The 21,226-nt window shown below is 67.7% G+C and carries 25 protein-coding genes; 16 read left to right on the forward strand and 9 right to left on the reverse strand.

Annotation, left to right across the window (positions count from 1 at the left end):
* The first annotated feature begins 3 nt into the window (after window positions 1-3).
* The 5 genes from ACLIJ1_RS10580 to soxZ all read left to right on the forward strand — a co-directional run bounded on the left by ACLIJ1_RS10580 (window position 4) and on the right by soxZ (window position 4,466).
* On the forward strand, window positions 4-1,200 hold the full coding sequence (locus tag ACLIJ1_RS10580; RefSeq protein ID WP_411365472.1) for a phosphoglycerate kinase: 1,197 nt from the start codon (window positions 4-6) through the stop codon (window positions 1,198-1,200).
* Between the two features lie 31 nt (window positions 1,201-1,231).
* Window positions 1,232-2,299 carry a class II fructose-bisphosphate aldolase gene (fba, locus tag ACLIJ1_RS10585; protein ID WP_411365473.1) on the forward strand — a complete coding sequence of 356 codons (1,068 nt, stop codon included), beginning with the start codon at window positions 1,232-1,234 and terminating at the stop codon, window positions 2,297-2,299.
* Window positions 2,300-2,380: 81 nt separating this feature from the next.
* The gene (locus ACLIJ1_RS10590; protein ID WP_411365474.1) at window positions 2,381-3,649 is read left to right on the forward strand and encodes an MFS transporter; all 1,269 of its coding nucleotides are present in this window, start codon (window positions 2,381-2,383) and stop codon (window positions 3,647-3,649) included.
* 39 nt (window positions 3,650-3,688) lie between these two features.
* Window positions 3,689-4,144 carry a thiosulfate oxidation carrier protein SoxY gene (locus tag ACLIJ1_RS10595; protein WP_411365475.1) on the forward strand — a complete coding sequence of 152 codons (456 nt, stop codon included), beginning with the start codon at window positions 3,689-3,691 and terminating at the stop codon, window positions 4,142-4,144.
* 7 nt (window positions 4,145-4,151) lie between these two features.
* Window positions 4,152-4,466: a thiosulfate oxidation carrier complex protein SoxZ gene (soxZ, locus tag ACLIJ1_RS10600; RefSeq protein ID WP_411365476.1), complete on the forward strand. Its 315-nt coding sequence runs from the start codon at window positions 4,152-4,154 to the stop codon at window positions 4,464-4,466.
* 18 nt (window positions 4,467-4,484) lie between these two features.
* Here the strand turns inward: soxZ and ACLIJ1_RS10605 are convergent, their stop codons facing one another.
* Window positions 4,485-5,108 carry a hypothetical protein gene (locus tag ACLIJ1_RS10605; RefSeq protein WP_411365477.1) on the reverse strand — a complete coding sequence of 208 codons (624 nt, stop codon included), beginning with the start codon at window positions 5,106-5,108 and terminating at the stop codon, window positions 4,485-4,487.
* Between the two features lie 85 nt (window positions 5,109-5,193).
* On the opposite strand from ACLIJ1_RS10605, the gene ACLIJ1_RS10610 reads away from it, so the two are divergent.
* Window positions 5,194-5,757 carry a DUF2975 domain-containing protein gene (locus ACLIJ1_RS10610; RefSeq protein WP_411365478.1) on the forward strand — a complete coding sequence of 188 codons (564 nt, stop codon included), beginning with the start codon at window positions 5,194-5,196 and terminating at the stop codon, window positions 5,755-5,757.
* A complete protein-coding gene (locus tag ACLIJ1_RS10615; RefSeq protein WP_411365479.1) occupies window positions 5,757-6,005 on the forward strand; it encodes a helix-turn-helix domain-containing protein in 249 nt (82 codons plus the stop codon). The genes ACLIJ1_RS10610 and ACLIJ1_RS10615 overlap by 1 nt, the downstream gene beginning before the upstream one ends.
* A gap of 12 nt (window positions 6,006-6,017) precedes the next feature.
* Here the strand turns inward: ACLIJ1_RS10615 and ACLIJ1_RS10620 are convergent, their stop codons facing one another.
* Window positions 6,018-6,557, reverse strand: a complete 540-nt coding sequence (locus tag ACLIJ1_RS10620) for an outer membrane beta-barrel protein (RefSeq protein ID WP_411365480.1) — start codon at window positions 6,555-6,557, stop codon at window positions 6,018-6,020.
* Between the two features lie 120 nt (window positions 6,558-6,677).
* On the opposite strand from ACLIJ1_RS10620, the gene ACLIJ1_RS10625 reads away from it, so the two are divergent.
* The 8 genes from ACLIJ1_RS10625 (at window position 6,678) to ACLIJ1_RS10660 (ending at window position 13,480) form a co-directional block, all read left to right on the forward strand.
* Window positions 6,678-7,985, forward strand: a complete 1,308-nt coding sequence (locus tag ACLIJ1_RS10625) for a leucine-rich repeat-containing protein kinase family protein (protein WP_411365481.1) — start codon at window positions 6,678-6,680, stop codon at window positions 7,983-7,985.
* The gene (locus ACLIJ1_RS10630) at window positions 7,982-8,578 is read left to right on the forward strand and encodes an NnrU family protein (protein ID WP_411365482.1); all 597 of its coding nucleotides are present in this window, start codon (window positions 7,982-7,984) and stop codon (window positions 8,576-8,578) included. The genes ACLIJ1_RS10625 and ACLIJ1_RS10630 overlap by 4 nt, the downstream gene beginning before the upstream one ends.
* Window positions 8,579-8,583: 5 nt before the next feature.
* Window positions 8,584-9,750, forward strand: coding sequence for a PQQ-dependent sugar dehydrogenase (locus tag ACLIJ1_RS10635; RefSeq protein WP_411365748.1), 1,167 nt, complete (start codon window positions 8,584-8,586; stop codon window positions 9,748-9,750).
* Window positions 9,751-9,763: 13 nt separating this feature from the next.
* The gene (selD, locus tag ACLIJ1_RS10640) at window positions 9,764-10,840 is read left to right on the forward strand and encodes a selenide, water dikinase SelD (RefSeq protein ID WP_411365483.1); all 1,077 of its coding nucleotides are present in this window, start codon (window positions 9,764-9,766) and stop codon (window positions 10,838-10,840) included.
* Window positions 10,841-10,930: 90 nt separating this feature from the next.
* A complete protein-coding gene (locus ACLIJ1_RS10645; protein WP_411365484.1) occupies window positions 10,931-11,695 on the forward strand; it encodes a tetratricopeptide repeat protein in 765 nt (254 codons plus the stop codon).
* A gap of 9 nt (window positions 11,696-11,704) precedes the next feature.
* Window positions 11,705-12,373 (forward strand): signal peptidase I, encoded by a 669-nt coding sequence (gene lepB, locus ACLIJ1_RS10650; protein ID WP_411365485.1) that lies wholly within the window; start codon window positions 11,705-11,707, stop codon window positions 12,371-12,373.
* A gap of 4 nt (window positions 12,374-12,377) precedes the next feature.
* A complete protein-coding gene (locus ACLIJ1_RS10655; protein ID WP_411365486.1) occupies window positions 12,378-12,788 on the forward strand; it encodes an iron chaperone in 411 nt (136 codons plus the stop codon).
* Entirely contained in the window at window positions 12,785-13,480 is a 696-nt protein-coding gene (locus ACLIJ1_RS10660) for a haloacid dehalogenase type II (RefSeq protein ID WP_411365487.1), read from the forward strand. Before ACLIJ1_RS10655 ends, ACLIJ1_RS10660 begins: the two co-directional genes overlap by 4 nt.
* A 34-nt stretch (window positions 13,481-13,514) precedes the next feature.
* Here the strand turns inward: ACLIJ1_RS10660 and ACLIJ1_RS10665 are convergent, their stop codons facing one another.
* The 7 genes from ACLIJ1_RS10665 to ACLIJ1_RS10695 form a co-directional block, all read right to left on the reverse strand.
* Window positions 13,515-13,844: a hypothetical protein gene (locus ACLIJ1_RS10665; protein ID WP_411365488.1), complete on the reverse strand. Its 330-nt coding sequence runs from the start codon at window positions 13,842-13,844 to the stop codon at window positions 13,515-13,517.
* Between the two features lie 105 nt (window positions 13,845-13,949).
* Entirely contained in the window at window positions 13,950-14,342 is a 393-nt protein-coding gene (locus tag ACLIJ1_RS10670) for a VOC family protein (RefSeq protein WP_411365489.1), read from the reverse strand.
* 30 nt (window positions 14,343-14,372) lie between these two features.
* The gene (locus ACLIJ1_RS10675; RefSeq protein ID WP_411365490.1) at window positions 14,373-15,542 is read right to left on the reverse strand and encodes an FAD-dependent oxidoreductase; all 1,170 of its coding nucleotides are present in this window, start codon (window positions 15,540-15,542) and stop codon (window positions 14,373-14,375) included.
* Between the two features lie 27 nt (window positions 15,543-15,569).
* Window positions 15,570-16,145: a GNAT family N-acetyltransferase gene (locus ACLIJ1_RS10680; RefSeq protein ID WP_411365491.1), complete on the reverse strand. Its 576-nt coding sequence runs from the start codon at window positions 16,143-16,145 to the stop codon at window positions 15,570-15,572.
* 61 nt (window positions 16,146-16,206) lie between these two features.
* Window positions 16,207-16,980 carry a DUF3047 domain-containing protein gene (locus ACLIJ1_RS10685; RefSeq protein ID WP_411365492.1) on the reverse strand — a complete coding sequence of 258 codons (774 nt, stop codon included), beginning with the start codon at window positions 16,978-16,980 and terminating at the stop codon, window positions 16,207-16,209.
* Window positions 16,977-19,121 (reverse strand): FAD-dependent oxidoreductase, encoded by a 2,145-nt coding sequence (locus ACLIJ1_RS10690; protein WP_411365749.1) that lies wholly within the window; start codon window positions 19,119-19,121, stop codon window positions 16,977-16,979. The genes ACLIJ1_RS10685 and ACLIJ1_RS10690 overlap by 4 nt, the downstream gene beginning before the upstream one ends.
* An 83-nt stretch (window positions 19,122-19,204) precedes the next feature.
* On the reverse strand, window positions 19,205-20,131 hold the full coding sequence (locus ACLIJ1_RS10695; RefSeq protein WP_411365493.1) for a LysR substrate-binding domain-containing protein: 927 nt from the start codon (window positions 20,129-20,131) through the stop codon (window positions 19,205-19,207).
* Window positions 20,132-20,256: 125 nt separating this feature from the next.
* On the opposite strand from ACLIJ1_RS10695, the gene ACLIJ1_RS10700 reads away from it, so the two are divergent.
* Entirely contained in the window at window positions 20,257-21,192 is a 936-nt protein-coding gene (locus ACLIJ1_RS10700) for a hydroxymethylglutaryl-CoA lyase (RefSeq protein WP_411365494.1), read from the forward strand.
* Window positions 21,193-21,226 lie beyond the last annotated feature (34 nt).

The following is a 21,226-nucleotide window of genomic DNA, read 5'->3' on the forward strand; positions in this document are numbered from 1 at the left end:
ACGATGAAATTCCTCCGATTCAGCGACGTGTGCGCCAGTGGCTTCGCCCGCGGCAAGCGCGTCTTCATCCGGTCTGACCTGAATGTGCCGCTCGACGACGCCGGCAACATCACCGAAGACACACGCATCCGCGCCAGCATCCCGGCCATCCAGATGGCGCTGGACGCTGGTGCCGCCGTGATGGTCACCAGCCACCTGGGCCGCCCCACCGAAGGCGAATTCAAGCCCGAAGACTCGCTGGCGCCCGTGGCCGCGCGCATGGGCCAGCTCATGGGCCGCAACATCCGCGTGGTGGCCGACTGGGTCGACGGGGACTTCTCGGTCGCTCCCGGTGAAGTCGTGATGCTGGAGAACTGCCGCCTGAACGTGGGCGAGAAAAAGAACAAGCCCGAACTGGCCGCCAAGCTGGGCAAGCTGTGCGACATCTTCGTGCACGACGCCTTTGGCACCGCGCACCGCGCCGAAGGCACGACCTACGGCATCGCCGAAACCGCGCCGGTGGCCTGCGCAGGCCCGCTGCTGGCGGCAGAGATGGACGCCATCGGCAAGGCCCTGGCCAACCCCAAGCGCCCGCTGATCGCCATCGTGGCCGGTTCCAAGGTCAGCACCAAGCTGACCATCCTGCAGGCCCTGGCCAAGAACGTCGACGGCCTGATCGTTGGCGGCGGCATCGCCAACACCTTCATGCTCGCGGCTGGCCTGAAGATCGGCAAGAGCCTGGCCGAGCCGGACCTGCTGGGCGAAGCCACGGCCGTGATCGCGGCCATGAAGGCGCGTGGCGCAGAAGTGCCGATCCCCGAAGACGTGGTCTGCGCCAAGGAATTCAAGGCCGATGCGGTGGCGACGGTCAAGGCGGCGACCGAGGTGGCCGACGACGACATGATCCTGGACATCGGCCCCAAGACCGCGGCCAAGCTGGCCGAGCAGCTCAAGAAGGCCGGCACGATTGTCTGGAACGGCCCGGTGGGCGTGTTCGAGTTCGCAGCCTTCGAGAACGGCACCAAGGTGATCGCCCACGCGATCGCTGAATCGAGCGCGTTCAGCATCGCCGGCGGTGGCGACACGCTGGCGGCGATTGCCAAGTACGGCATCGAGAAGGACGTGGGCTACATCTCCACCGGCGGCGGCGCTTTCCTCGAGGTGCTCGAGGGCAAGACGCTGCCAGCGTTCGAGGTGCTTGAGCGCAGGGCCTCTGCCTGAAACCATTTTTCAATCTCACGGAGACATTTCCATGGCCCTGATTTCCCTTCGTCAGCTGCTCGACCACGCGGCCGAACACAGCTATGGCCTGCCGGCCTTCAACGTCAACAACATGGAGCAGGTGCAGGCCATCATGCAGGCCGCCGACGCGGTCGACAGCCCGGTCATCCTGCAGGGCTCGGCGGGCGCGCGCTCGTATGCGGGCGAGCCCTTTCTGCGTCACCTGATCGCCGCAGCGGTCGAGATGTACCCGCACATCCCCGTCTGCATGCACCAGGACCACGGCGCGACGCCCGCAATCTGCGCGCGCTCCATCCAGTCGGGCTTTTCCTCGGTGATGATGGACGGCAGCCTGCTGGCCGACGGCAAGACACCTGCGAGCTATGAGTACAACGTGAGCACGACGAAGCAGGTGGTCGATCTGGCCCACGCCTGTGGTGTCTCGGTGGAAGGTGAACTCGGGTGTCTGGGTTCGCTGGAAACCGGCAAGGCCGGCGAAGAAGACGGCCACGGCGCCGAAGGCGAGCTGGACCATTCCATGCTCTTGACCGACCCCGACGAAGCGGCCGACTTCGTCAGCAAGACCCAGGTCGATGCGCTGGCGATCGCCATCGGCACCAGCCATGGCGCCTACAAGTTCAGCAGCAAGCCCAGCGGCAAGGTGCTGCGCATCGACCGCGTGAAGGAGATCCACCAGCGCATTCCCAACGTGCACCTGGTGATGCACGGCAGCTCCAGCGTGCCCGAAGACTGGCTGGCAGTCATCAACCAGTACGGCGGCGACATGGGCGTGACCTACGGCGTGCCGGTGGAAGAGATCGTGGAAGGCATCAGGAACGGCGTGCGCAAGGTCAACATCGACACCGACCTGCGCATGGCCAGCACCGGTGCGATCCGCAAGCACCTGGCCGAAGACCGCAAGAACTTCGATCCGCGCAAGTTCTACAAGGAAGCGACCAAGGCGATGCAGGCGATCTGCGCGGCGCGTTACGAGGCGTTTGGCTCGGCAGGCATGGCCTCGAAGATCACCCAGGTGCACAGCCTCGAAACCATGCAGAAGCGCTACGACAAGGGTGAGCTGGCGGCCCGGGTGGCCTGAACATCACGCGCCGGCTGAGCTGCCCGCGATGAGCTGCCGGCGAGACAGGGGGCGTCGCAGCCCTTGCGTTAGATTGTGGTGATGAACCGCCCCCTGCACGCCGACCCCTCCGTCATCGATTCGCTCCAGGCCGCCTGGCGACTGCTGGTGTCCCTGGGCCTGGTCGTGCTGGGCAACAGCAGCATGTACGTGGTGTCGGTGGTGTTGCCGACGGTGCAGACCGAGTTCGGCATCAACCGGGCCAGCGCCTCGCTGCCGTACACCTTCATGATGGTCTGTCTGGGGATTGGCGGAATCTGGACCGGCCGCATGGCCGACCGACATGGGCTGATGAAGGTGCTGTGGGTGGGCGCGATGGCGGTGGCGGGCGGCTTTCTGCTGGCTGCGCAATCCGGCAGCATCTGGACCTTCGGGCTGGCGCACGGCCTGCTGGGCCTGCTCGGCGGCGCCTCGACCTTCGCGCCGCTGCTGGCCGACACCTCGCAGTGGTGGAACCGGCGGCGCGGCATCGCGGTGGCCATCTGCGCCAGTGGCAACTACATCGCCGGTGCGATCTGGCCGCCACTGGTGCAGCACGGCATCGAAACCATCGGCTGGCGCCCCACCTATACGGCCATGGGGCTGTTCTGCGGCCTGGGCATGCTGGCGCTCTCGGGCCTGATGCGGCAGCGGCCACCGCAGGCCGCGCCGGTGCCGGTGAGTGCGGTCGGTGCCGCGCCGGCCGCAGACCGCGGCCGCCCCTTCGGCCTCAAGCCGTCGCAGGCCCAGTGGCTGCTGTGCGTGGCGGGGGTGGGCTGCTGTGTGGCGATGTCGATGCCGCAGGTGCACATCGTGGCCTACTGCACCGACCTCGGCTACGGCGCCGCGCGCGGCGCCGAGATGCTCTCGCTGATGCTGGCCAGCGGCATCGTCAGCCGGCTGGTGTCTGGCTTCGTCTGCGACCGCATCGGCGGCATCCGCACGCTGCTGCTGGGCTCGGCGCTGCAGGGCGTGGCGCTGCTCTTGTTCCTGCCGTTCGACGGCATGGTGCCGCTGTACGTGATCTCGGCGCTGTTCGGCCTGTTCCAGGGCGGCATCGTGCCTTCCTACGCCATCATCGTGCGCGAGCACTTCGCGCTGCAGGAGGTCGGTGCCCGGGTCGGCGCGGTGATCATGGCCACGCTGATCGGCATGGCGCTGGGCGGCTGGCTCTCGGGCTGGATCTTCGACCAGACCGGCAGCTACCGCGCGGCCTTTTTCAACGGCATCGCCTGGAACCTGCTGAACCTGGCGATTGCGGGCTGGCTGTACCGCCGGCTGCGTTCTGGCCAGGCCACCTCCACTGCGGCGCCGCGAGGCATTCGGGGTTGATCGGCATAAACTCCCGACCTGATCCACACCGGAGTCGCCATGTCACCCGACCGCCGCCATGCCCTGAAGACCACCAGCCTGCTGGCCGTGCTGGTGGCGCAAGGCGTCATTGGCTGGCCGGAAGCGCAGGCCGCCGAAGCGCGCGCTGGCTTTGGCGCCGACACGCTGGATGGCGCGCTGGCCGCGCTGGGGAGCCGTCCCGCGACCAGCGAGCAGGTGCAGTTGACCGCGCTGGACGTGGTCGAGGACGGCAGCGTGGCGCCGGTGCGGGTGGTCAGCCTGCTGCCGGGCACGACCGAGATCCACCTGCTGGTCGAGAAGAACCCGGTGCCGCTGTCGGCCAGCTTCCGTTTCCCTGCGGGCTCGGTGCCCGACATCCAGGTGCGGGTCAAGATGGCCGAGAGCAGCCGCGTGGTCGCCGTGGTGCGCGCCGACGGCAAGCTCTACATGGCCAGCAAGCAGACGGCGGTCACCGTCGGCAGCTGCGGAGGATGAGCCGGCCATGAACGAACCGCTCAAGATCCGCGCCACGCTGGCCGCCGGCGAAACCACGGTGCGTGTGCTGGTGCCGCACGTGATGGAGTCCGGCAACCGCAAGGACCCGGCCGGCAGGTTCATCCCGGCCCACCACATCACCGATCTGCAGGTCACCCACAACGGTCGCACCGTGTTGCAGGCCGACCTCGGCCCTTCGGTGTCCAGGGACCCGCTGCTGGCCTTCCGTTTCAAGGGTGGTCAGGCCGGCGACCGCATCCGCGTGGAATGGCGCGACAACCGCGGCGCCAGCGGGGCGGGCGAGGCGGCGATCCTCGGCTGAAACCGCGCGTTCCAGTGCTCAGCGTTTGGCGGCCTGCGCCGCGGCCGCATCGGCCGCGATCTTGCGGATCTGCGCCGGGGTGCTGTCCCAGATTTCAAAGAAGCCTTCGCTCTGCTTGACCTGGAGCCAGGTCGACCAGCGCGTGTGGTCCAGGGCCGGGTCGATCATCACCAGGTCCTTCTGTTCGATGCCGATGCTCAGAGAGCCGCCGCGCTGGTAGCCCGGCTGGGCCTGCGCCTGCTTCACCGTGGCCTGCACGCGCTGCAGTTCGGCCTGGGTGACGGGCGGCAGGCTGTAGACCATCCAGCGGCGGCCCGGCCCGGGCGCGTCCAGACCCAGCGTCGCGACCGAAGAGGTGGTCAGCGTCAGCGGCAGCTTCCGGTCGACGGGTTCGAAGGTACCCGCGACCTTGGGCTTGAGCTGGATCAGCAGCTGCGGCACCGCACCAACCGGTGGCACGACGCGTGCGTCGGCCTGGACCGCGACCATGAAGTGCGCCGGATTGGCCTCCAGCAGCTGGCCCGAAAGCTGGGTCAGGCGCGGGATGGCGCTCAGCGGAATGCCGCCGCAGGCGGTCAGAAGTGCGGCGGCGGACAGCATCAGGCTGCGGCGGGTCCAGGCCAGGGCGGTGCGGTGTGACATGGTCTTAGAATGATCGTCATCAGATAAAAAATTATTGTAAAACAATAAAATTAGGTTCGTCCACCCGCTTTCGACTGGATCTCCGATGAACGCATCCCCTTCCGAACGCAAGGCCTTGTCGCTGCTAAGCGTGCGCCGCATCAGCCGCTGGATGGTGGCGGCCTGCAGGGTGCTGCTGGTGGGACTGCCGCTGGCGCTGGTCTTCTACTGGGCCACGGCCAGCGAGGTCATGCTCGCCGGCCACGCCAACCTGCCGCCACAGGCGATCCAGGGGCCGCTGGCGCTGTGGCAACGCGTTGCCGCGGGCGCGGTGACGGGCGTGCCGCTGGTGCTGCTGCTGATGGGCGTCTGGCAGGCTCGGCGATGTTTTGCCATGTTTGCCCAAGGGAAGGTGTTCACGCTGCAGGCAACTTCGTTGCTGCGCCGCTTTGCCGGCTGGGTCGCCTGGGCCGCGCTGGCGGCGCTGCTGGCCGGCGTCGCCACCTCGGTGCTGCTGACGCTGCACAACCCGCCAGGCCAGCGCCATCTGGCCATCGGCATCGGCTCCGACCATGTGTTCACCCTGTTCTTCGCTGGCCTGGTCTGGCTGATGGCGGCGGTGATCGGCGAAGGCCAGACGCTGGCCGAAGAGAACGAGGGCTTCGTCTGATGCCCATCGTCGTGCAGCTGGATGTGATGATGGCGCGGCGCAAGGTGCGCTCGCGCGACCTGGCCGAACACGTCGGCATCACCGAGGCCAACATGTCCCTGCTCAAGCAGGGCAAGGTCAAGGGCGTGCGTTTCGAGACGCTGGAGAAGATCTGCGAGTACCTGCAGTGCCAGCCCGGCGACCTGCTGGCCCATGTTCCGGAAAAACTGCCGGACAGCACACCGGACCAAAGCCCGGCCGCTCCCTGAGCACGCTCAGGCTCAGAAGCGCAGGCCGAGGTTGAGCGAGTAGCCGTTGACGCTGGCGCCGCCGCTGTCGAGGTAGTTCATGTAGTCGACGCTCAGCGAGAGCTTGCTGGTGGGCATCAGCCGCAGGCCGCCGCCATACGACAGCTTCTTGTCGGAGCCCGAGCCCAGACCCTGGAAGCTGATCTTGCTGCTCGCCATGCCGACGCGGCCAAACACTTCGACCGGGCCGAGCCCGAATTTCGGCGTGACATACAGCCCGTAGAGCTGGTCGACCTTGCCGCGGTACTGGGTGCCGGTGTTGCTGGCGGTGTAGGTGCCCTTGCCGGAGTTGAGGCCGCCGATGGCTTCGAGCGCGAATCCGTCGGTCAGTTGCAGCCCGACCAGGCCGCGCACCATGTTCGGGCTGGCGCTGGCGCGCAGGCCGATGACGGGCACCGACAGTTTGAGCGAGAGGTTGGAGTAACCCAGTTCCCCGTACACGCTCTGGGCCTGGGTGGCCGGGCTGCCGAGGGCCGCAAGCAATGCGGCCGTGGCCAGGAGGTGCTTCTTCATGGGCGCTCCTTGTGCGGGGTGGTCTTGAATCGATTCTAGGAGCACTGCAAGGTTCCCGGGGGCGGCTTTGCGGGGCTGTTCCTTTGTTGCCACACGGCCCGATCCGATAATCGCGACCGAATGCACACCCTAGAACAATTGCGCACTGGCGCCCTGGCCGGCAGCACCCGGCTCGACCTTTCCTGCGGCCTGACCGCGCTGCCCGACGACGTGCTGGCGCTGGCCGACACGCTGGAGGTGCTCAACCTCAGCGGCAACCGCCTGACCGACCTGCCCGACTGGTTGCCGAAGCTGCACCGGCTGAAGGTGGTGTTTGGCTCCGACAACCCGTTCACCGTGCTGCCCGAGGTGCTGGGCGAATGCGCGTCGCTGGAAATGGTCGGCTTCAAGGCCTGCCAGATCCGGCATGTGTCTGCCGCTGCGCTGCCGCCGCGGCTGCGCTGGCTGATCCTGACCGACAACGCCATCGAAACCCTGCCCGCCGCGGTGGGCGAACGCCCCCGCATGCAGAAGCTCATGCTGGCGGGCAACCGGCTGCAGGCACTGTCCGAAGGCCTGGCCCTGGCAGATCGGCTCGAACTGCTGCGCATTTCGGCCAACCGCTTTGAGCGTCTGCCGACCTGGCTGACAGCGCTGCCGCGCCTGAGCTGGCTGGCGCTGGCGGGCAACCCGCTGGGCTGGGCCGCGCCCACCGGCCCCGGGTTGCCGGCGATTCACTGGTCGGCGGTGGAGCTTGGCGCCTTGCTGGGCGAGGGCGCTTCCGGTCGTGCCATGCGCGCGCGGGTGGCGGGCCACTGTGACGAACTGGCGCTCAAGCTGTTCCGAGGCGCGGTCACCAGCGACGGCCTGGCCGAACACGAGATGGCAGCCAGCGGCTTCGTCGGCGCACACCCGACGCTGTGCACCCCGGTGGCGAGGCTGGAAGGCCACCCGGAGGGCGCGATGGGCATGTTCCTGCCGCTGATTCCTTCGGGCCATGTGCTGCTGGCCGGGCCGCCCAGCCTGGCCAGCTGCACGCGCGATGTGTACCCCGCCGGCTGGCGCATCGCGGCCGGGCCGGCGCGGCGCCTGCTGCGCGACATGGCCGGCGCGCTGGCCCACCTGCACCGCCAGGGCGCGACCCATGGCGACTTCTACGCGCACAACATCCTGTTCGACCCGCTCACGGGCGAGGCGCTGCTGAGTGACTTCGGCGCGGCAGCCCTGCTGCCGGCCGACCAGCCGGCGTTGGCGCGCGCGCTGCAGGCGCTGGAAGTGCGGGCGTTTGGCTGCCTGCTGGAGGAACTCGGGGAAAGACTGGATGTCACACACGGCGATCCGCTGCGTGACATGATGGCCGCTCTGTCGCGGGCCTGCCTGGCCTTCGATCCCGGTGACCGGCCCACCATGGCCGAGGTCGCGCAGCGTTTGTCCAAGGAGATGGCATGAGTTGGCTGGTGCTGGGTTTGTTGCTGTTTCTGGGCGTGCATTCGGTCGCCATCTTCTCGCCCACCGGGCGCGACCAACTGGTGGCGCGTCTGGGCGAGGGGCCCTGGAAGGGGCTGTATTCGCTGGCGTCGGCGGTGGGGCTGGGCCTGATCGTCTGGGGCTACGGTCTGGCGCGCGAGAACCCGGTGCTGCTCTACAGCATGCCCGGCGGTTTCCGGCACCTTGCCGCCCTGCTGCTGTTGCCGGTGTTCGTGCTGCTGCTGGCGGCCTACCTGCCGGGTCGCATCCAGCGCGCGGCGAAGCACCCGATGCTGCTGGCGGTCAAGCTCTGGGCCTTCGCCCATCTGCTGGCGCAGTCCGCCACCGGCGGCAGCCTGGCCGACGTGCTGCTGTTCGGCGGCTTCCTGCTCTGGGCCGTGGCCGACCGCATCTCGCTCAAGCGGCGGGCGCAGGCGGGAGCCTTGCGCACGGTGCCCGCACTGCCGGCCGGCGCGGCCAACGATGTGATCGCGGTGGTCGGTGGACTGGCCCTGTACGGGTTGACCGTGATGTGGGGCCACGCGTTCTTCTTTGGTGTGCGTCCATTCGGGTGATGGAAATGAACCCCCTGCGCCGCTTCGGACCTTCCCCCCTGCCAGGAGGGACAGCACCTGCGGCCCGGCGAAGCCGGTTGCACGGTGCCTGCTGCTTGCTGTTGGCCTGTTCAGCGAGCGCGTTCGCCGCACCGCCCACGGTCGAGGTGGTGAGCACCGGCCTGCAGAACCCCTGGGGGCTGGCGTTCATCGACGGGGGGCGCATGCTGGTGACCGAGCGGCCGGGCCGACTGCGGGTGGTGCAGCCCGACGGCAAGCTGGGCGTGCCACTCGCGGGTCTGCCGAAGATCGACGCGGGCGGGCAGGGCGGCCTGCTCGACGTGGTCGCCGACAGCCACTTCGACCGCAACCGCACCATCTATTTCTGTTTCTCCGAACCCGGGCCGGGTGGCAACTCGACCGCGCTGGCTTCGGCACAGCTGTCGGACGACGCCACGCGGCTGGAGAACGTCAGGACCATCTTCAGCCAGAAGCCCAAGGTGGCCAGCTCGGCACACTTCGGCTGCCGCATCGTCGAGGCCAAAGACCAGACCCTGTTCCTCACGCTGGGCGAGCGCTTCTCACGCAAGGACGATGCGCAGAAGCTCGACAACCACCTGGGCAAGGTCGTGCGGCTGCGCAAGGACGGCAGCGCGCCGCCCGACAACCCGTTTGCCACGAAACCGGGCGCATTGCCGGAAATCTGGAGCTACGGCCACCGCAACCTGCAGGGCGGTGCCATCGGCCCCGACGGTCATCTCTGGACCATCGAACACGGCCCGCAGGGCGGTGACGAAGTCAACCGCCCGGAAGCCGGCAAGAACTACGGCTGGCCGGTCATCACATTCGGCGAGAACTACGGCGGCGGCCCGATCGGCGAAGGCATCACCGCGAAGGCCGGCATGGAGCAACCGCTGCACTACTGGGTGCCCTCGATCGCACCGTCGGGCATGGCCTGGGTCACCAGCGATCGCTACGGCAAAGCCTGGGTCGGCAGCATGCTGGTCGGCTCGCTCAAGTTCGGCCACCTGGCGCACCTGAAGTTCCAGGGGACAAGGCTGGTCAAGGAAGAGAAGCTGCTGCCGAAGCTCGGCGAACGCCTGCGCGATGTGCGCCAGGGCCCCGACGGTTTCATCTACCTGCTGACCGACGAGTCCGACGGGCGCCTGCTACGCTTGCTGCCCCCGTCCTGATTTCCGATCACCCATGGCCGCCGACACCGCAACGACCACCACCACCCAACCCCGTCTCACCAGCCTCTCTCACGGCGGAGGCTGCGGCTGCAAGATTGCGCCCGGCGTGCTGTCAGACATCCTCAAGGGCACGGCGGCCATGCCGATCCCCAAGGAGCTGCTGGTCGGCATCGAGACCTCGGACGACGCGGCCGTCTACCAGCTCAACGACGAGCAGGCGCTGATCGCGACCACCGATTTCTTCATGCCCATCGTCGACGATCCGTTCGACTTCGGACGCATCGCCGCGACCAACGCCATCAGCGACGTCTATGCCATGGGCGGCACACCGATCATGGCGCTGGCGCTGGTCGGCATGCCGATCAGCGTGCTCTCGACCGAGACCATCGGCAAGATCCTCGAAGGCGGGCAGGCGGTCTGCCGCGCCGCCGGCATCCCGATCGCGGGCGGCCACACCATCGACTCGGTCGAGCCGATCTACGGCCTGGTGGCGCTTGGCCTGATCCATCCGAAACGCGTCAAGCGCAATGCCGATGCGAAGGTCGGCGACCGCCTGATCCTGGGCAAGCCGCTGGGCGTGGGCGTGCTCTCGGCCGCGCTCAAGAAGGACAAACTCGGCGCCGAAGGCTACGCGCAGATGATCACCAACACCACGAAACTGAACACGCCCGGCCCCGACCTTGCGGCGCTGGACGGCGTGCACGCGCTCACCGACGTGACCGGTTTCGGTCTCGCCGGCCACGCGCTGGAGATGGCTCGCGGCTCGCACACCACGGTGCGCATCGACATGGCACACGTGCCGCTGATCGGCGGCGTGCGCGAACTCGCGGCGCAGGGGCTGGTGACCGGCGCCAGCGGCCGCAACTGGGCGGCCTATGGGAACGAAGTCCGGCTTGCCGCATCGCTGCAGCCGGTCGATCAGGCGCTGATCACCGACCCGCAGACCAGCGGTGGCCTGCTGGTGGCTTGCGCTCCTGACGCCGTGGCGCAGGTGCTGGCGGTGTTCGAGCAACACGGTTTTGCTGCTGCGGCCGAGGTCGGCGAGATCGTGTCCGCGCGCAACGACGGCGTGCGCCTGCAGGTCGACTGAGCGTCGCTCCCGGCGCCGGGTCGCCATCCGATACGATGGCGTCCGTCGTGGCCGCCGGCGGCCAGCGTTCTCAATACCAAGGAGGGATTCATGCCAATCGCAGGACTGGGCTTGCATGTCTTGATCGCGCTGTTTTGCGCCTTTCACGTGGTCAAGTCGGGGCAGCAGATGTACTGGCTGTTCATCCTCTTCGCCTTCCCCTTGCTGGGCAGCATCGTCTACTTCTTCATGATCTATCTGCCCAACTCGCGGCTGGAGCGGGGCGCGATGAAGGCGGTTTCGGCGGCGGCGCGGGCGCTGGATCCCGGCAAGGAACTCCGGCTGGCGCGGGCGGACTTTGAGGAGACGCCGACCGCGCAGAACCAGATGCGCCTGGCGGCGGCCCTGCTCGACGTGGGCGAAGCCTCGGAAGCCGCGACCACCTACGAGAGCGCCCTGAAGGGACCGTTCGCTTCCGATCCCGAACTGCGTTTCGGCGCGGCCCGCGCGATGGTGGAGTGCCAGCGTTATGCCGACGCCATCCAGCACCTGGAGCTGCTGCAGCGTGAGCGCCCCGAGTACCGTACCGAAGCCGTCTGCCTGCTGCGCGCCCGCGCGTACGCCGGCACCGCACAGGCCGATGCCGCGCGCGAACAGTTCGAATCCGCGCTGGCCCGGTTTGGAAGCTTCGACGCACAGGCCGAATACGCCATCTGGTCGCTGGCGACCGGCGACCAGGCCACCGCCGCACGGCTGCAAACGGGCCTGGACCGCACCATGACCCGCTGGAATGCCATGAACCGGGAACTCAATGCGCCCATGCTGAATCGACTCAAAGCTGCGCAGGAAATCGCCCGGCGCGGTACCCCTTCCTAAAGGCTTTCCATGAAACACTGGCTCCGCTCCAACCGCGGTTTTGTCCTGTTCCTGCTCTGCTTCGGGATCTTCCGAACTGCCATCGCCGACTGGAACCCGGTGCCGTCGGGCTCGATGCGGCCGACCATCCTCGAAGGCGACGTGGTCTTCGTCAACCGCATCGCCTACGACCTCAAGCTGCCGCTGACCGAGGTCTCGCTGGTCCGGCTCGGCGAGCCGCAGCGCGGCGACATCATCACGTTCAGCTCGCCGACCGACGGCACGCGCCTGATCAAGCGCGTGGTGGCGTTGCCCGGCGACGTGGTGGCAATGCAGAACGAGGTGCTGTCGGTCAACGGGCAGGTCGCCCGCTACGACGGCCTGCAGCCGGCAGAAGAGGCGCTGGCGCCCGGTGTGGTGGTGCGCGCGATGCGCGCCACCGAGTCGGTGCACGGCACCGAGCACGCGGTGCAGTTTCTCGAAGGCGCCAACGGCCGCCACAGCTTCGGCGCCATGACGGTGCCCGAGGGCCACTACTTCGTGCTCGGCGACAACCGCGACAACAGTGCCGACTCGCGCTACATCGGCTTCGTGCCGCGCGAGAAGCTGATCGGCCGCGCGATGCGCGTGCTGGTCTCGGCCGACATCACCGATCGCTGGCAGCCGCGCTTCTCGCGCTGGGTCTCGCCGCTGCTTTGATCCGATGGCCGGGGCCGCCGCACCCAAGGGCTTCGCTGATCACGCGGCCTATATCGCCGCAGCGTCCGACGTTGTGCAGCCTTTGCTGCGCGAGATTCTGGCGCGGGTGCAGGCGCTGATTCCTGACGCCCAGCCTTGCATCAGCTACCAGATGCCCGCGTTCCGGACCGGGCCAGCGATCGGCAAGGCCCAGGGCAAGGTGTTCTTCTACTGCGCCGCCTTCCAGCGCCACATCGGCGTCTATCCGCCGGTGACCAACGATCTGGCGCTGGTCGAAGAACTCGCGCCCTGGCGCAATGAAAAGGGCAACCTGGCCTTTCCGCTGAACCAGCCCATGCCGTTCGCGCTGATCGAACGCGTGGCGCTCGCGCTGGCGGTCCAGTACGCACCACCCACACCCTGGAGTTCGACATGACAGCACCCCGCATCCTCGTGTTCGACATCTTCGGCACCGTGGTTGACTGGCACGGCTCCATCGTGCGCGAGGTGCAGCAGCGTTTTCCGCAGGTTGACGCCAACGCCTTCGCCATCGCCTGGCGTGCGGGCTATCAGCCGGCGATGGAGGCGGTGCGCTCCGGCGGGCGCGGCTTCGTCAAGCTCGACGTGCTGCACCGGGAGATCCTCGACGGCCTGCTGCCGCGTTTTGGTCTGGCCGCGCTGGACGAAGCGCAGCGCACCGACCTCAACTTGGTCTGGCACCGGCTCGATCCCTGGCCCGACAGCGTTGCCGGCCTCACGCGCCTCAAGACCCGCTTCACCATCTGCTCGCTCTCCAACGGCAACATTGGTCTGCTGACCGACATGGCCAAGCGCGCGGGTCTGCCCTGGGACTGCGTGCTCAGCGGCGAAGTGTTCCAGGCCTACAAGCCCGATCCGCGCGTCTATCTCGGCGCGGCCGCGGTGTTTGATGCCGCGCCGGACGAGGTGTTGATGGTCGCGGCCCACCAGGACGATCTCGCCGCCGCACGGGACAACGGCCTGCAAACTGCCTACATCGAACGTCCGCTGGAGTTCGGTGCGGCGCACCCGAAGGACGTCTCTCCGGTCGCGGCCAACACCTTGCACGCGCGCGACCTGCTGCATCTGGCCGATCAGCTCGGCTGCTGAGCGCAGAGTGATTGCGCCGGCCCGACAGTGAGGCTCAGCGGCCCGCCACCGACGACTTGATCTGCCGGATCGTCGACACGTCGCCCAGGAAGACCTGGATCGCGTCCTTTTCCTGCTGCGTCAGGTGCTGGCTCTCCAGCAGCTTCGCTTTCTTCACGATCACCTCCAGCGCCTCGGCCAGGTGGCCAATCTGCCGGCCGTAGCTGCCCACCCGCTCCAGCGCCCGCTGCTCGACGGCCGGGTTGGACGACGCCCCGAGGTTCACGTTGAACAGGTGGAACTGCCAGTTCGGCAGGATGGGCTGGCTCAGACTGGTCGGTGCGAGCTGCCAGGTGAGGGGGACGGTGACTTGCTGCTGAGACATGGTGCGCTCCCGTGGTGGACCGCCGGACGGCGGCGCTCGGACCATACAAGAGCCGTGCCATTGCGCGTGTGATGCATCCCCTTGATGGGGGCAAAGTCTCGGCGTTCAGGCGCCGACCGGCGTGCACAGCTCCACCAGGATGCCGTCCGGGCAGCGCACATAGGACACCACCTGCCCCCACGGCTTGCTCGTCGGCACCGCCATCTCGCGCGCGCCGGCGGCCAGGGCCTGCGCATGGGCGACCGGCACACCGTCGGTGACCAGCGCGATCTCGAAACCCAGCGGCTGGGCCGACGTGTCCGCTTGCACATGCCCACCGGCGAAGTTCATGTCTCCGAGCGCGTGCGCGGCGAAGGCGAGTGTGGTTTCGCCGGTGTCGAGTTCGCCATAGGTGCCGCTCTCATGCAGGAACCGGCGCTGCAGGCCGAAGGCCCGCTCGAAGAAGTCCAGCGAGGCGGCGACGTCGGGGACATAGATGATGGTGTAGCCGAGTTTCATGGGTGATGGGCTGATGGCAGGTGGAGGAATTCAGCGCGCAGGCAGCGTGTACTTCGTCATGAACGCCCGGTCGATGCGGTCTTTCCAGCGCCAGGCCCAGCCACCCTCCGCATGCATCGGACCCCAGCTGGCGATCGCGTGGCCGGCGCCGCAGGAGAGCAGGTTGAGGGTGTTCTTGGGCGGATGGTGAGGCTTGAGGGGCTGGCCGCTGTTGGCGGCGAGCAGGTTCTCGGCCAGCGGCGGGCCGGCGCGCACGGCGTAGACACCGCTCCTGGGGTGTGGATGGTCGATGCGGGAGGCGACGTCGCCGGCGGCGAAGACTTCGGGATGGCTGGTGCTCTGCTGGAACTCGTTGACCTGCACATGGCCCGAGTCGCTGAGCGCCAGGCCGCTGCCCTGCAGCCACGCGGGCGCGTGGGTGCCGATGGCGAGGATGGGCACGTCACAGGCCAGTTCCGAGCCGCTGCCCAGCCGCACCACGCCCCTGTCCATGCCGATACAGGTGTCGCGCAGCACGGTGATGTTCAGGCGCTTGAGACGCCTGAGCACGCGCGCCTGCAGGCCGGTGGGGTAGTTGGCGGCGGGCTCTCCGCCACCGGTGATGAGGGTGAAGCAGGCGCCGGGGAGCCCGGTACTGCGCAGCCGCTGTTCGGCAGCGAACAACAGCTCCAGCCCGCCCGCGCCCGCGCCGATCACGGCCACCGAGAGCGGGCGTTCTTCCGCCTGTTCCAGCACCTTGGGCCAGAGAGCCGCAAACACTTCGATGGGGCGCACGATCAGCGCGTGCGCCGCGGCACCAGGCATCTCGGCCTCCAGCCGCTGTCGGTCGATCACCGCGCCGGTGTCGATCGAGAGAAACTGGTAGGGCAGGTCCGGTGGCAGGATCTCGTCCTGCGAACGGCTTTGTGCCGCGGGACTCAGGCGCACACGGTGTTCGGCCGCGTCGATGCCGGTGCAGCGGGCGCGGATCCATTTCGCGCCGGCGGCCTTGATCAGGGGTTCGAGCGGAATCTGGCAATCCTGCTCGCTGTAACGGCCGGCGACGAAGCCCGGCGTCATGCCGCTGTAGGTCTGGTACGGGTAGGGTGTGAGGACGGTGACGTCGAGGTCGGCGGGGCGGTTCAGCGCCAGCCGCGACAGCACATGCACATGGGCATGTCCCGCGCCGAGCAGCAGCAGCTTCTTGATTCCGTGGTGCATGGTGCCCCGATGTTACGGGGTGTGTCGTCAGGGGGCCGACGAGGTCCCGGCAGGTGAGCGTTCGCCGCGCCAGATTTCGTAGATGACCTCGCCCTGCTCATCGCCCGGAACAGGATGTGGAAAGGGCGGGAAGACCGTGCCGACGGGTTGAAAGCCCAGCTTCTCCAGCAAGCGCCGTGAGCCCAGATTGACCGCCATGGTCTGGGCACGGACCCGGTCAAAGCCCATGCGGTCCAAGGCCTGAGCCACCAGGGCGCGTACGCCTTCGGACCCGTAGCCGTTCCCCCAGGCCTCGCGTCGAAGCCGATAGCCCAGCTCTGCGGTCCTGGCCCCATCGACCCATCCATCGTCAAACAGCGCAAACCAGCCAATGAAGCGGCCTGATGCATGAAGGCGTGCAGCCAGAACCTCGGGCTCTGTGCCACGCGGTGTCAGGAAGCTGCTGTCGGGAGAGCCTTCTTCGGGAACGGGGCGGCCCCCGTTGAGAAAGCGCATGACGTCCGGGTCCGCTTCCAGTGCCACCAGGTCTGTGCGATCAGCAGGCCTGACCGGACGAAGTGCGAGTCGGGCGGTGTTCAGGCTGGGGGCAGCAAGGATCGACATGGCCCATCGTAGCTGCGCTTCGTGCGTCCACCTGTGCACCGGGCGGGGAATCTCGACGCGTTCAGGGGTTCGATGGAGCGATTTGCAGATCAGCCACCCAGCCCTGACTGCGGCTGGCGGTGTTGTCGCTGTCGGCGCCGAGCAGCACCGTGGCCACCTTGGGCAGTTCGTTGCGCGGGGTCTGCGCGCCCTGCGGCAGTTCGTCGCCGAACAGGGTGATGAAGTCCTGCGCGATGTCGCGGTTTTCGGTGGCCCACTGGCCGGCGGGGGTCTCGCTGCCGCGCAGGCTGATGTAGCGCACGCGCCGGGTGTAGGGGTTGGCGCCCTGGAGGCCGGCGGCGTGGCCGCTGTCCCAGATGTAGCAGATGGTGGCGGCGGGCAGGGCTTCGCCGCTGACGCTGCGCGCCAGCCGCAACACGGTGCGCTCGACGAAGGGCACACGGTCCAGCGGATGGTCGAACATGGCGCAGACCTTGAGCGCGGCGTCGTCGCCGGCCTTGGTCGTGAGGTCGGGCGCCGACTTGCCGCCCGACAGCGGCTGGTCCAGCCGCCAGCGCCACGACAGGCGCGCGGGCGTGGCGTCCTTGAGGTCATGCACCAGCGTGCCGTAGGACGAGGCGGTGACCACCTTGACCGCCGGCTGGCCGTCGACCTTGCCGGCCTCGAACAGGGTGGGCGGGATGTCGGCCTTCTTCTTCGGGAAGCCGACGACCCGCCAGCCCGCGTGGAGCGTGCCATCGGCCTGCACCAGCGGCGGCAGGCTCTGGGCCTGAGCCTGCAGCGCAGCCAGCAGCAAGGCGCCCACCGGCAGGCAACGAACGAAGCGGCCGTTCATGAACGCCTCCAGTCGTGGTACTTCTTCACCCAGGCCAGCAGCTTTTCCGGCTGGTGCGCCCGCTTCCATTCGCCGGCCGCGTACTTGTTGGCCTCGGCCAGCGTGGGGTAGGTGTGGATGGTGCCCAGGATCTTGTTCAGGCCCAGGCCGTGCTTCATCGCGAGCACGTATTCGGCCAGCAGGTCGGCCGCGTGCGTGCCGACGATGGTCACGCCCAGGATCTGGTCCTTGCCCGGCACGGTCAGCACTTTCACGAAGCCTTGGGCCTCGCTGTCGGCAATGGCGCGGTCGAGGTCGTCGATGCCGTACTTCGTGACTTCGTACGGGATGTTCTTCTCTTTCGCCTCCTGCTCGTTCAGGCCCACGCGCGCGACCTCGGGATCAATGAAGGTCGCCCAGGGGATCACCGAGTAGTCGGCCTTGAATTTTTTGAAGTCGCCGAACAGCGCGTTGACCGCCGCGTACCAGGCCTGGTGGGCGGCCACGTGGGTGAACTGGAACGGACCGGCCACGTCGCCCGCGGCGTAGATGTTCGGGTAGATGGTCTGCAGGTACTCGTTGGTCTCGACGGTGCGGTTCGTCGGAATGCCCAGGTCTTCCAGGCCGTAGCCGGTCAGGCGCGCCACGCGGCCCACGGCACACAACAGCTGGTCGAACGCGATGCGCTTCTCCACTCCAGCGTGTTCCGCCACCAGCGCCTTCTCGCCGTCCACCAACTCGCAGCGCAGTGCCTTGTGGGCGGTCAGCACCGCCACGCCGTCGGCCTCCAGCGAGGCCTTCGCCAGCGCGGAGACCTCCTCGTCCTCGCGCACCATGACGCGCGCGCCCATCTCCACCTGCGTCACCTGCGAACCCAGCCGCGCGAAGCTCTGCGCCAGCTCGCAGCCGATCGGGCCGCCGCCCAGTACCACCAGGCGTTTCGGCACCTCGTCGAGCTTCGCGAATGCTTCCCACAGCGTGTCGCTGGTCACATGGCCGACCGCGTCGAGGCCCGGCAGCGGCGGCACGAAGGGCCGGGCGCCGGCGGCGATCACGATGCTGCGCGCCGTGAGTCGCTGTGTGCCCCCGCCATTCAGCGCAATCTCCACCGTCCACGGGTTCACCAGCTTCGCGTAGCCCTGCAGCACCTCGACACCCAGGCCGGTGTAGCGCTCCACACTGTCGTGCGGCTCGATCGCGCGGACGACCGCCTGGATGCGCTCCATGACGGCCCGGAAGCTGAATGCGACCTTGGCATCGTCCAGCCCGTAGTTCGACGCGTGACGCATCTGGTGCGCGAGCTTGGCGCTCTTGATCAGCGCCTTGCTCGGCACACAGCCGTAGTTCAGGCAGTCGCCACCCATCTTGTGAGCCTCGACCAGCGTGACCTTGGCCTTCACAGCGGCGGCGATGTAGGCCGAGACCAGGCCGCCCGCGCCCGCACCGATCACGATCAGGTTGCGGTCGAAGCGGGCAGGGCGTTCGCTGGCCCACCGTGCGTAGACCTTGCGCCTCTGCACCGCTTCAATCACCTTGCGGGCGATCAGCGGGAACAGGCCCAGCAGCACGAAGCTGCCCAGCAAGCCGGGGCTGAGGATGCCCCGCAGCGACTGGAGCTGGCCGAGCTGCGTGCCGGCGTTCACATAGACCGCGGTACCCGCGAGCATGCCCAGCTGGCTGACCCAGTAGAAGGTCCATGTCCTCATGGCCGTCAGGCCCATCAGCAGGTTGATCACGAAGAACGGCACCACCGGGATCAGCCGCAGCGAGAACAGGTAGAACGCGCCGTCCTTGCGGATGCCCTGGTCGATGTCGGCCAGCCGCTGGCCGAAGCGCGCCTGCACGCTGTCGCGCAGCAGAAAGCGCGCGGTCAGAAACGCCAGCGTGGCGCCAATGCTGGAGGCGAACGACACCAGCAGCAGGCCCCAGCCCAGGCCAAAGATCGCGCCGCCGGCGAGCGTGACGATGGTGGCACCGGGCAGCGACAGCGCGGTGACCGCGACATAGACCAGGAAGAAGCCTGCAGCGAGCAACAACGGCTGCTGCTCGCGCAACGCAGCCAGCGAAGCCTGGCTCGCGCGCAGGAAGTCGAGGCTGAAGAAGCGGCCGAAGTCGAGCGCGAAGAAGGCGGCGATGCCTAGCAGCAGGGTCAGCAAGAGCAGAAGTTTTCGGTGGGACAAATGGCCTCCAGCGGGTGGGCGAACACTAGCGCAGTTTCTTCACAGTCGTTGGCGTGCAGTCTTTCTTACAGGACAGAAACCGTTGCGTCTGCCTGCGCCGCCTGCTCACACAGGAACTCCATCAGGCGCAGCGCAGCGGGCGTGAGGTCGCTCTCGCGGCGGAAACACACGGCAAAGCGCCGGTGGGCCCATTCGTTGTCCAGCGGCACGAGGCGCACCTGACCGGCGGACACATAGATGCCGGCCACCTGGCGCGGCACCACGCTGATGCCCAGGTTGGCGCCCACCACCCGGAAGGCCGCGTCAAAGTTCGACACCACCACGCGGTAGCTCATGCGGCGTCCGGCCTTGGCGGCGGCGCGGTGCAGCATGGTGTAGACCGCGGAGGACGGCTGCAGGCCGACGTGTTCGAAGTCCAGCGTCTCTTCGAAAAGCACCGACTCGCGCTGCGCCAGCGGATGGTTCAGCGGCACTGCCAGGATCAACTCGTCGCGGTGGTAGGGGCGCGATTCGAGACCGCCGAAATCGATGTTGCTCCAGCAGACCCCGAGCGAGACCACGCCGTCGCGCACCATGCTCACGATGTCCTTGGAGAGTCGCTCCTCGATGTCGACCTTGATGTCCAGGTGCTCGGGCACCCGCATGAACTGCGTGAGGTCGTCGAGCAGCGATTCGGCGATGGCCGAGGCGCTGGCCACCACCCGCACCTGTCCCTTGATGCCGCCCTTGAACGCGGCCATGTCGGCCTCGATGCGGTCGAGCGTGAAAAGCAGGGTGCGCGCATGCTCCAGCAGGGCACGGCCAGCCGGGGTGGGCACGGCGCCGCGCCGCCCTCGCACCAGCACCTGCGTGCCTACCGTGTCCTCCAGCTGGGCGATGCGCTTGCTGATGGCCGACGGCTCGATGTGTTCCTGCGCCGCGGCGTCTTTCATGTTGCCGTGGTCGCACACGGCCACCAGCAGGCGCAGCGATTTGATGTCGAGGTCTCGCACCGGGAAAACCCTTGAATTAAGTTCCAGACTGGAATTTATCGGCTTCCAAACCACCACTCAATGATGAGTTCGGAAATCATAAACTGCTCTCACGACACCACCAGTCCCTGTTTGGAGCTCCCGCAATGTCCCACCTGCCCACCCGAGCCGTGATCCGCGAAGTCGGTCTGCGCGATGGCCTGCAGAGCATCCGGACCATCGTGGCGACCGCCCACAAGTGCGAGTGGATCGCCGACGCCTTTGCCGCAGGCCAGCGCGAGATCGAGGTGGGTTCCTTTGTGCCGCCGAAGCTGCTGCCTCAGCTGGCCGACACCGCCGAGGTGCTGGATTTTGCGAAGACGCTGCCGGGCCTCAAGGCCAGCGTTCTGGTGCCCAACCTCAAGGGTGCGGAGCGCGCCATCGAAGGTGGTGCCCACCTGATGATCCTGCCGCTGTCGGCCAGCCATGCGCACAGTCTGGCCAACCTGCGCAAGACGCCCGACGAGGTGGTGGGCGAGATGCGCCGCATCCGCGCTGCGCGCGACGCCGCCGGCAGCCAGACCCTGATCGAAGGTGGCGTGGGCACGGCTTTCGGCTGCACCATCCAGGGCGAGGTGAAAACCAGCGAGGTGCTGCGCCTGATGCAGGCACTGCTTGACGCCGGTGCCGATCGTGTGAGCCTGGCCGATACCGTGGGCTACGCCGACCCGGATTCGGTGCGCGAACTGTTTGAGCAGGCACTGCACATCGCTGGCGACAAGTTCTGCTGCGGCCACTTCCACGATACGCGCGGCTTGGCGCTGGCCAATGTGTACGCAGCGCTCGAAGTGGGCGTGACCCGCTTTGATGCATCGCTCGCCGGCATCGGTGGTTGCCCACATGCGCCCGGCGCCAGTGGCAACGCCGCCACCGAAGACCTCGCCTTCATGCTGCAGGCCTGCGGTGTGACGACCGGGATCGAGATTGAAAAGCTGCTGGCCCTGCGCGCCAAGGTGGTGGGCTGGCTGCCGGGCGAACCCACGCACGGTGCGCTGTGGCGCGCCGGCCTTCCGAAGTCGGGGCGTGCGGCGCCGGCCTATTGACGACCTTTTCCTTTCACCGACCTGATCACAAGCC

Origin of the sequence: Hydrogenophaga sp. RWCD_12 (genome assembly GCF_046604225.1) — a bacterium.
Taxonomy (GTDB): domain Bacteria; phylum Pseudomonadota; class Gammaproteobacteria; order Burkholderiales; family Burkholderiaceae_C; genus Hydrogenophaga.

What these genes read in the sequence shown, in the direction of transcription:
- ACLIJ1_RS10580 (WP_411365472.1), top strand. Translation starts at nt 4, where the DNA reads ATGAAATTCCTCCGATTCAGCGACGTGTGCGCCAGTGGCTTCGCCCGC.
- fba (WP_411365473.1), top strand. Translation starts at nt 1,232, where the DNA reads ATGGCCCTGATTTCCCTTCGTCAGCTGCTCGACCACGCGGCCGAACAC.
- ACLIJ1_RS10590 (WP_411365474.1), top strand. Translation starts at nt 2,381, where the DNA reads ATGAACCGCCCCCTGCACGCCGACCCCTCCGTCATCGATTCGCTCCAG.
- ACLIJ1_RS10595 (WP_411365475.1), top strand. Translation starts at nt 3,689, where the DNA reads ATGTCACCCGACCGCCGCCATGCCCTGAAGACCACCAGCCTGCTGGCC.
- soxZ (WP_411365476.1), top strand. Translation starts at nt 4,152, where the DNA reads ATGAACGAACCGCTCAAGATCCGCGCCACGCTGGCCGCCGGCGAAACC.
- ACLIJ1_RS10605 (WP_411365477.1), bottom strand. Translation starts at nt 5,108, where the DNA reads ATGTCACACCGCACCGCCCTGGCCTGGACCCGCCGCAGCCTGATGCTG.
- ACLIJ1_RS10610 (WP_411365478.1), top strand. Translation starts at nt 5,194, where the DNA reads ATGAACGCATCCCCTTCCGAACGCAAGGCCTTGTCGCTGCTAAGCGTG.
- ACLIJ1_RS10615 (WP_411365479.1), top strand. Translation starts at nt 5,757, where the DNA reads ATGCCCATCGTCGTGCAGCTGGATGTGATGATGGCGCGGCGCAAGGTG.
- ACLIJ1_RS10620 (WP_411365480.1), bottom strand. Translation starts at nt 6,557, where the DNA reads ATGAAGAAGCACCTCCTGGCCACGGCCGCATTGCTTGCGGCCCTCGGC.
- ACLIJ1_RS10625 (WP_411365481.1), top strand. Translation starts at nt 6,678, where the DNA reads ATGCACACCCTAGAACAATTGCGCACTGGCGCCCTGGCCGGCAGCACC.
- ACLIJ1_RS10630 (WP_411365482.1), top strand. Translation starts at nt 7,982, where the DNA reads ATGAGTTGGCTGGTGCTGGGTTTGTTGCTGTTTCTGGGCGTGCATTCG.
- ACLIJ1_RS10635 (WP_411365748.1), top strand. Translation starts at nt 8,584, where the DNA reads ATGAACCCCCTGCGCCGCTTCGGACCTTCCCCCCTGCCAGGAGGGACA.
- selD (WP_411365483.1), top strand. Translation starts at nt 9,764, where the DNA reads ATGGCCGCCGACACCGCAACGACCACCACCACCCAACCCCGTCTCACC.
- ACLIJ1_RS10645 (WP_411365484.1), top strand. Translation starts at nt 10,931, where the DNA reads ATGCCAATCGCAGGACTGGGCTTGCATGTCTTGATCGCGCTGTTTTGC.
- lepB (WP_411365485.1), top strand. Translation starts at nt 11,705, where the DNA reads ATGAAACACTGGCTCCGCTCCAACCGCGGTTTTGTCCTGTTCCTGCTC.
- ACLIJ1_RS10655 (WP_411365486.1), top strand. Translation starts at nt 12,378, where the DNA reads ATGGCCGGGGCCGCCGCACCCAAGGGCTTCGCTGATCACGCGGCCTAT.
- ACLIJ1_RS10660 (WP_411365487.1), top strand. Translation starts at nt 12,785, where the DNA reads ATGACAGCACCCCGCATCCTCGTGTTCGACATCTTCGGCACCGTGGTT.
- ACLIJ1_RS10665 (WP_411365488.1), bottom strand. Translation starts at nt 13,844, where the DNA reads ATGTCTCAGCAGCAAGTCACCGTCCCCCTCACCTGGCAGCTCGCACCG.
- ACLIJ1_RS10670 (WP_411365489.1), bottom strand. Translation starts at nt 14,342, where the DNA reads ATGAAACTCGGCTACACCATCATCTATGTCCCCGACGTCGCCGCCTCG.
- ACLIJ1_RS10675 (WP_411365490.1), bottom strand. Translation starts at nt 15,542, where the DNA reads ATGCACCACGGAATCAAGAAGCTGCTGCTGCTCGGCGCGGGACATGCC.
- ACLIJ1_RS10680 (WP_411365491.1), bottom strand. Translation starts at nt 16,145, where the DNA reads ATGTCGATCCTTGCTGCCCCCAGCCTGAACACCGCCCGACTCGCACTT.
- ACLIJ1_RS10685 (WP_411365492.1), bottom strand. Translation starts at nt 16,980, where the DNA reads ATGAACGGCCGCTTCGTTCGTTGCCTGCCGGTGGGCGCCTTGCTGCTG.
- ACLIJ1_RS10700 (WP_411365494.1), top strand. Translation starts at nt 20,257, where the DNA reads ATGTCCCACCTGCCCACCCGAGCCGTGATCCGCGAAGTCGGTCTGCGC.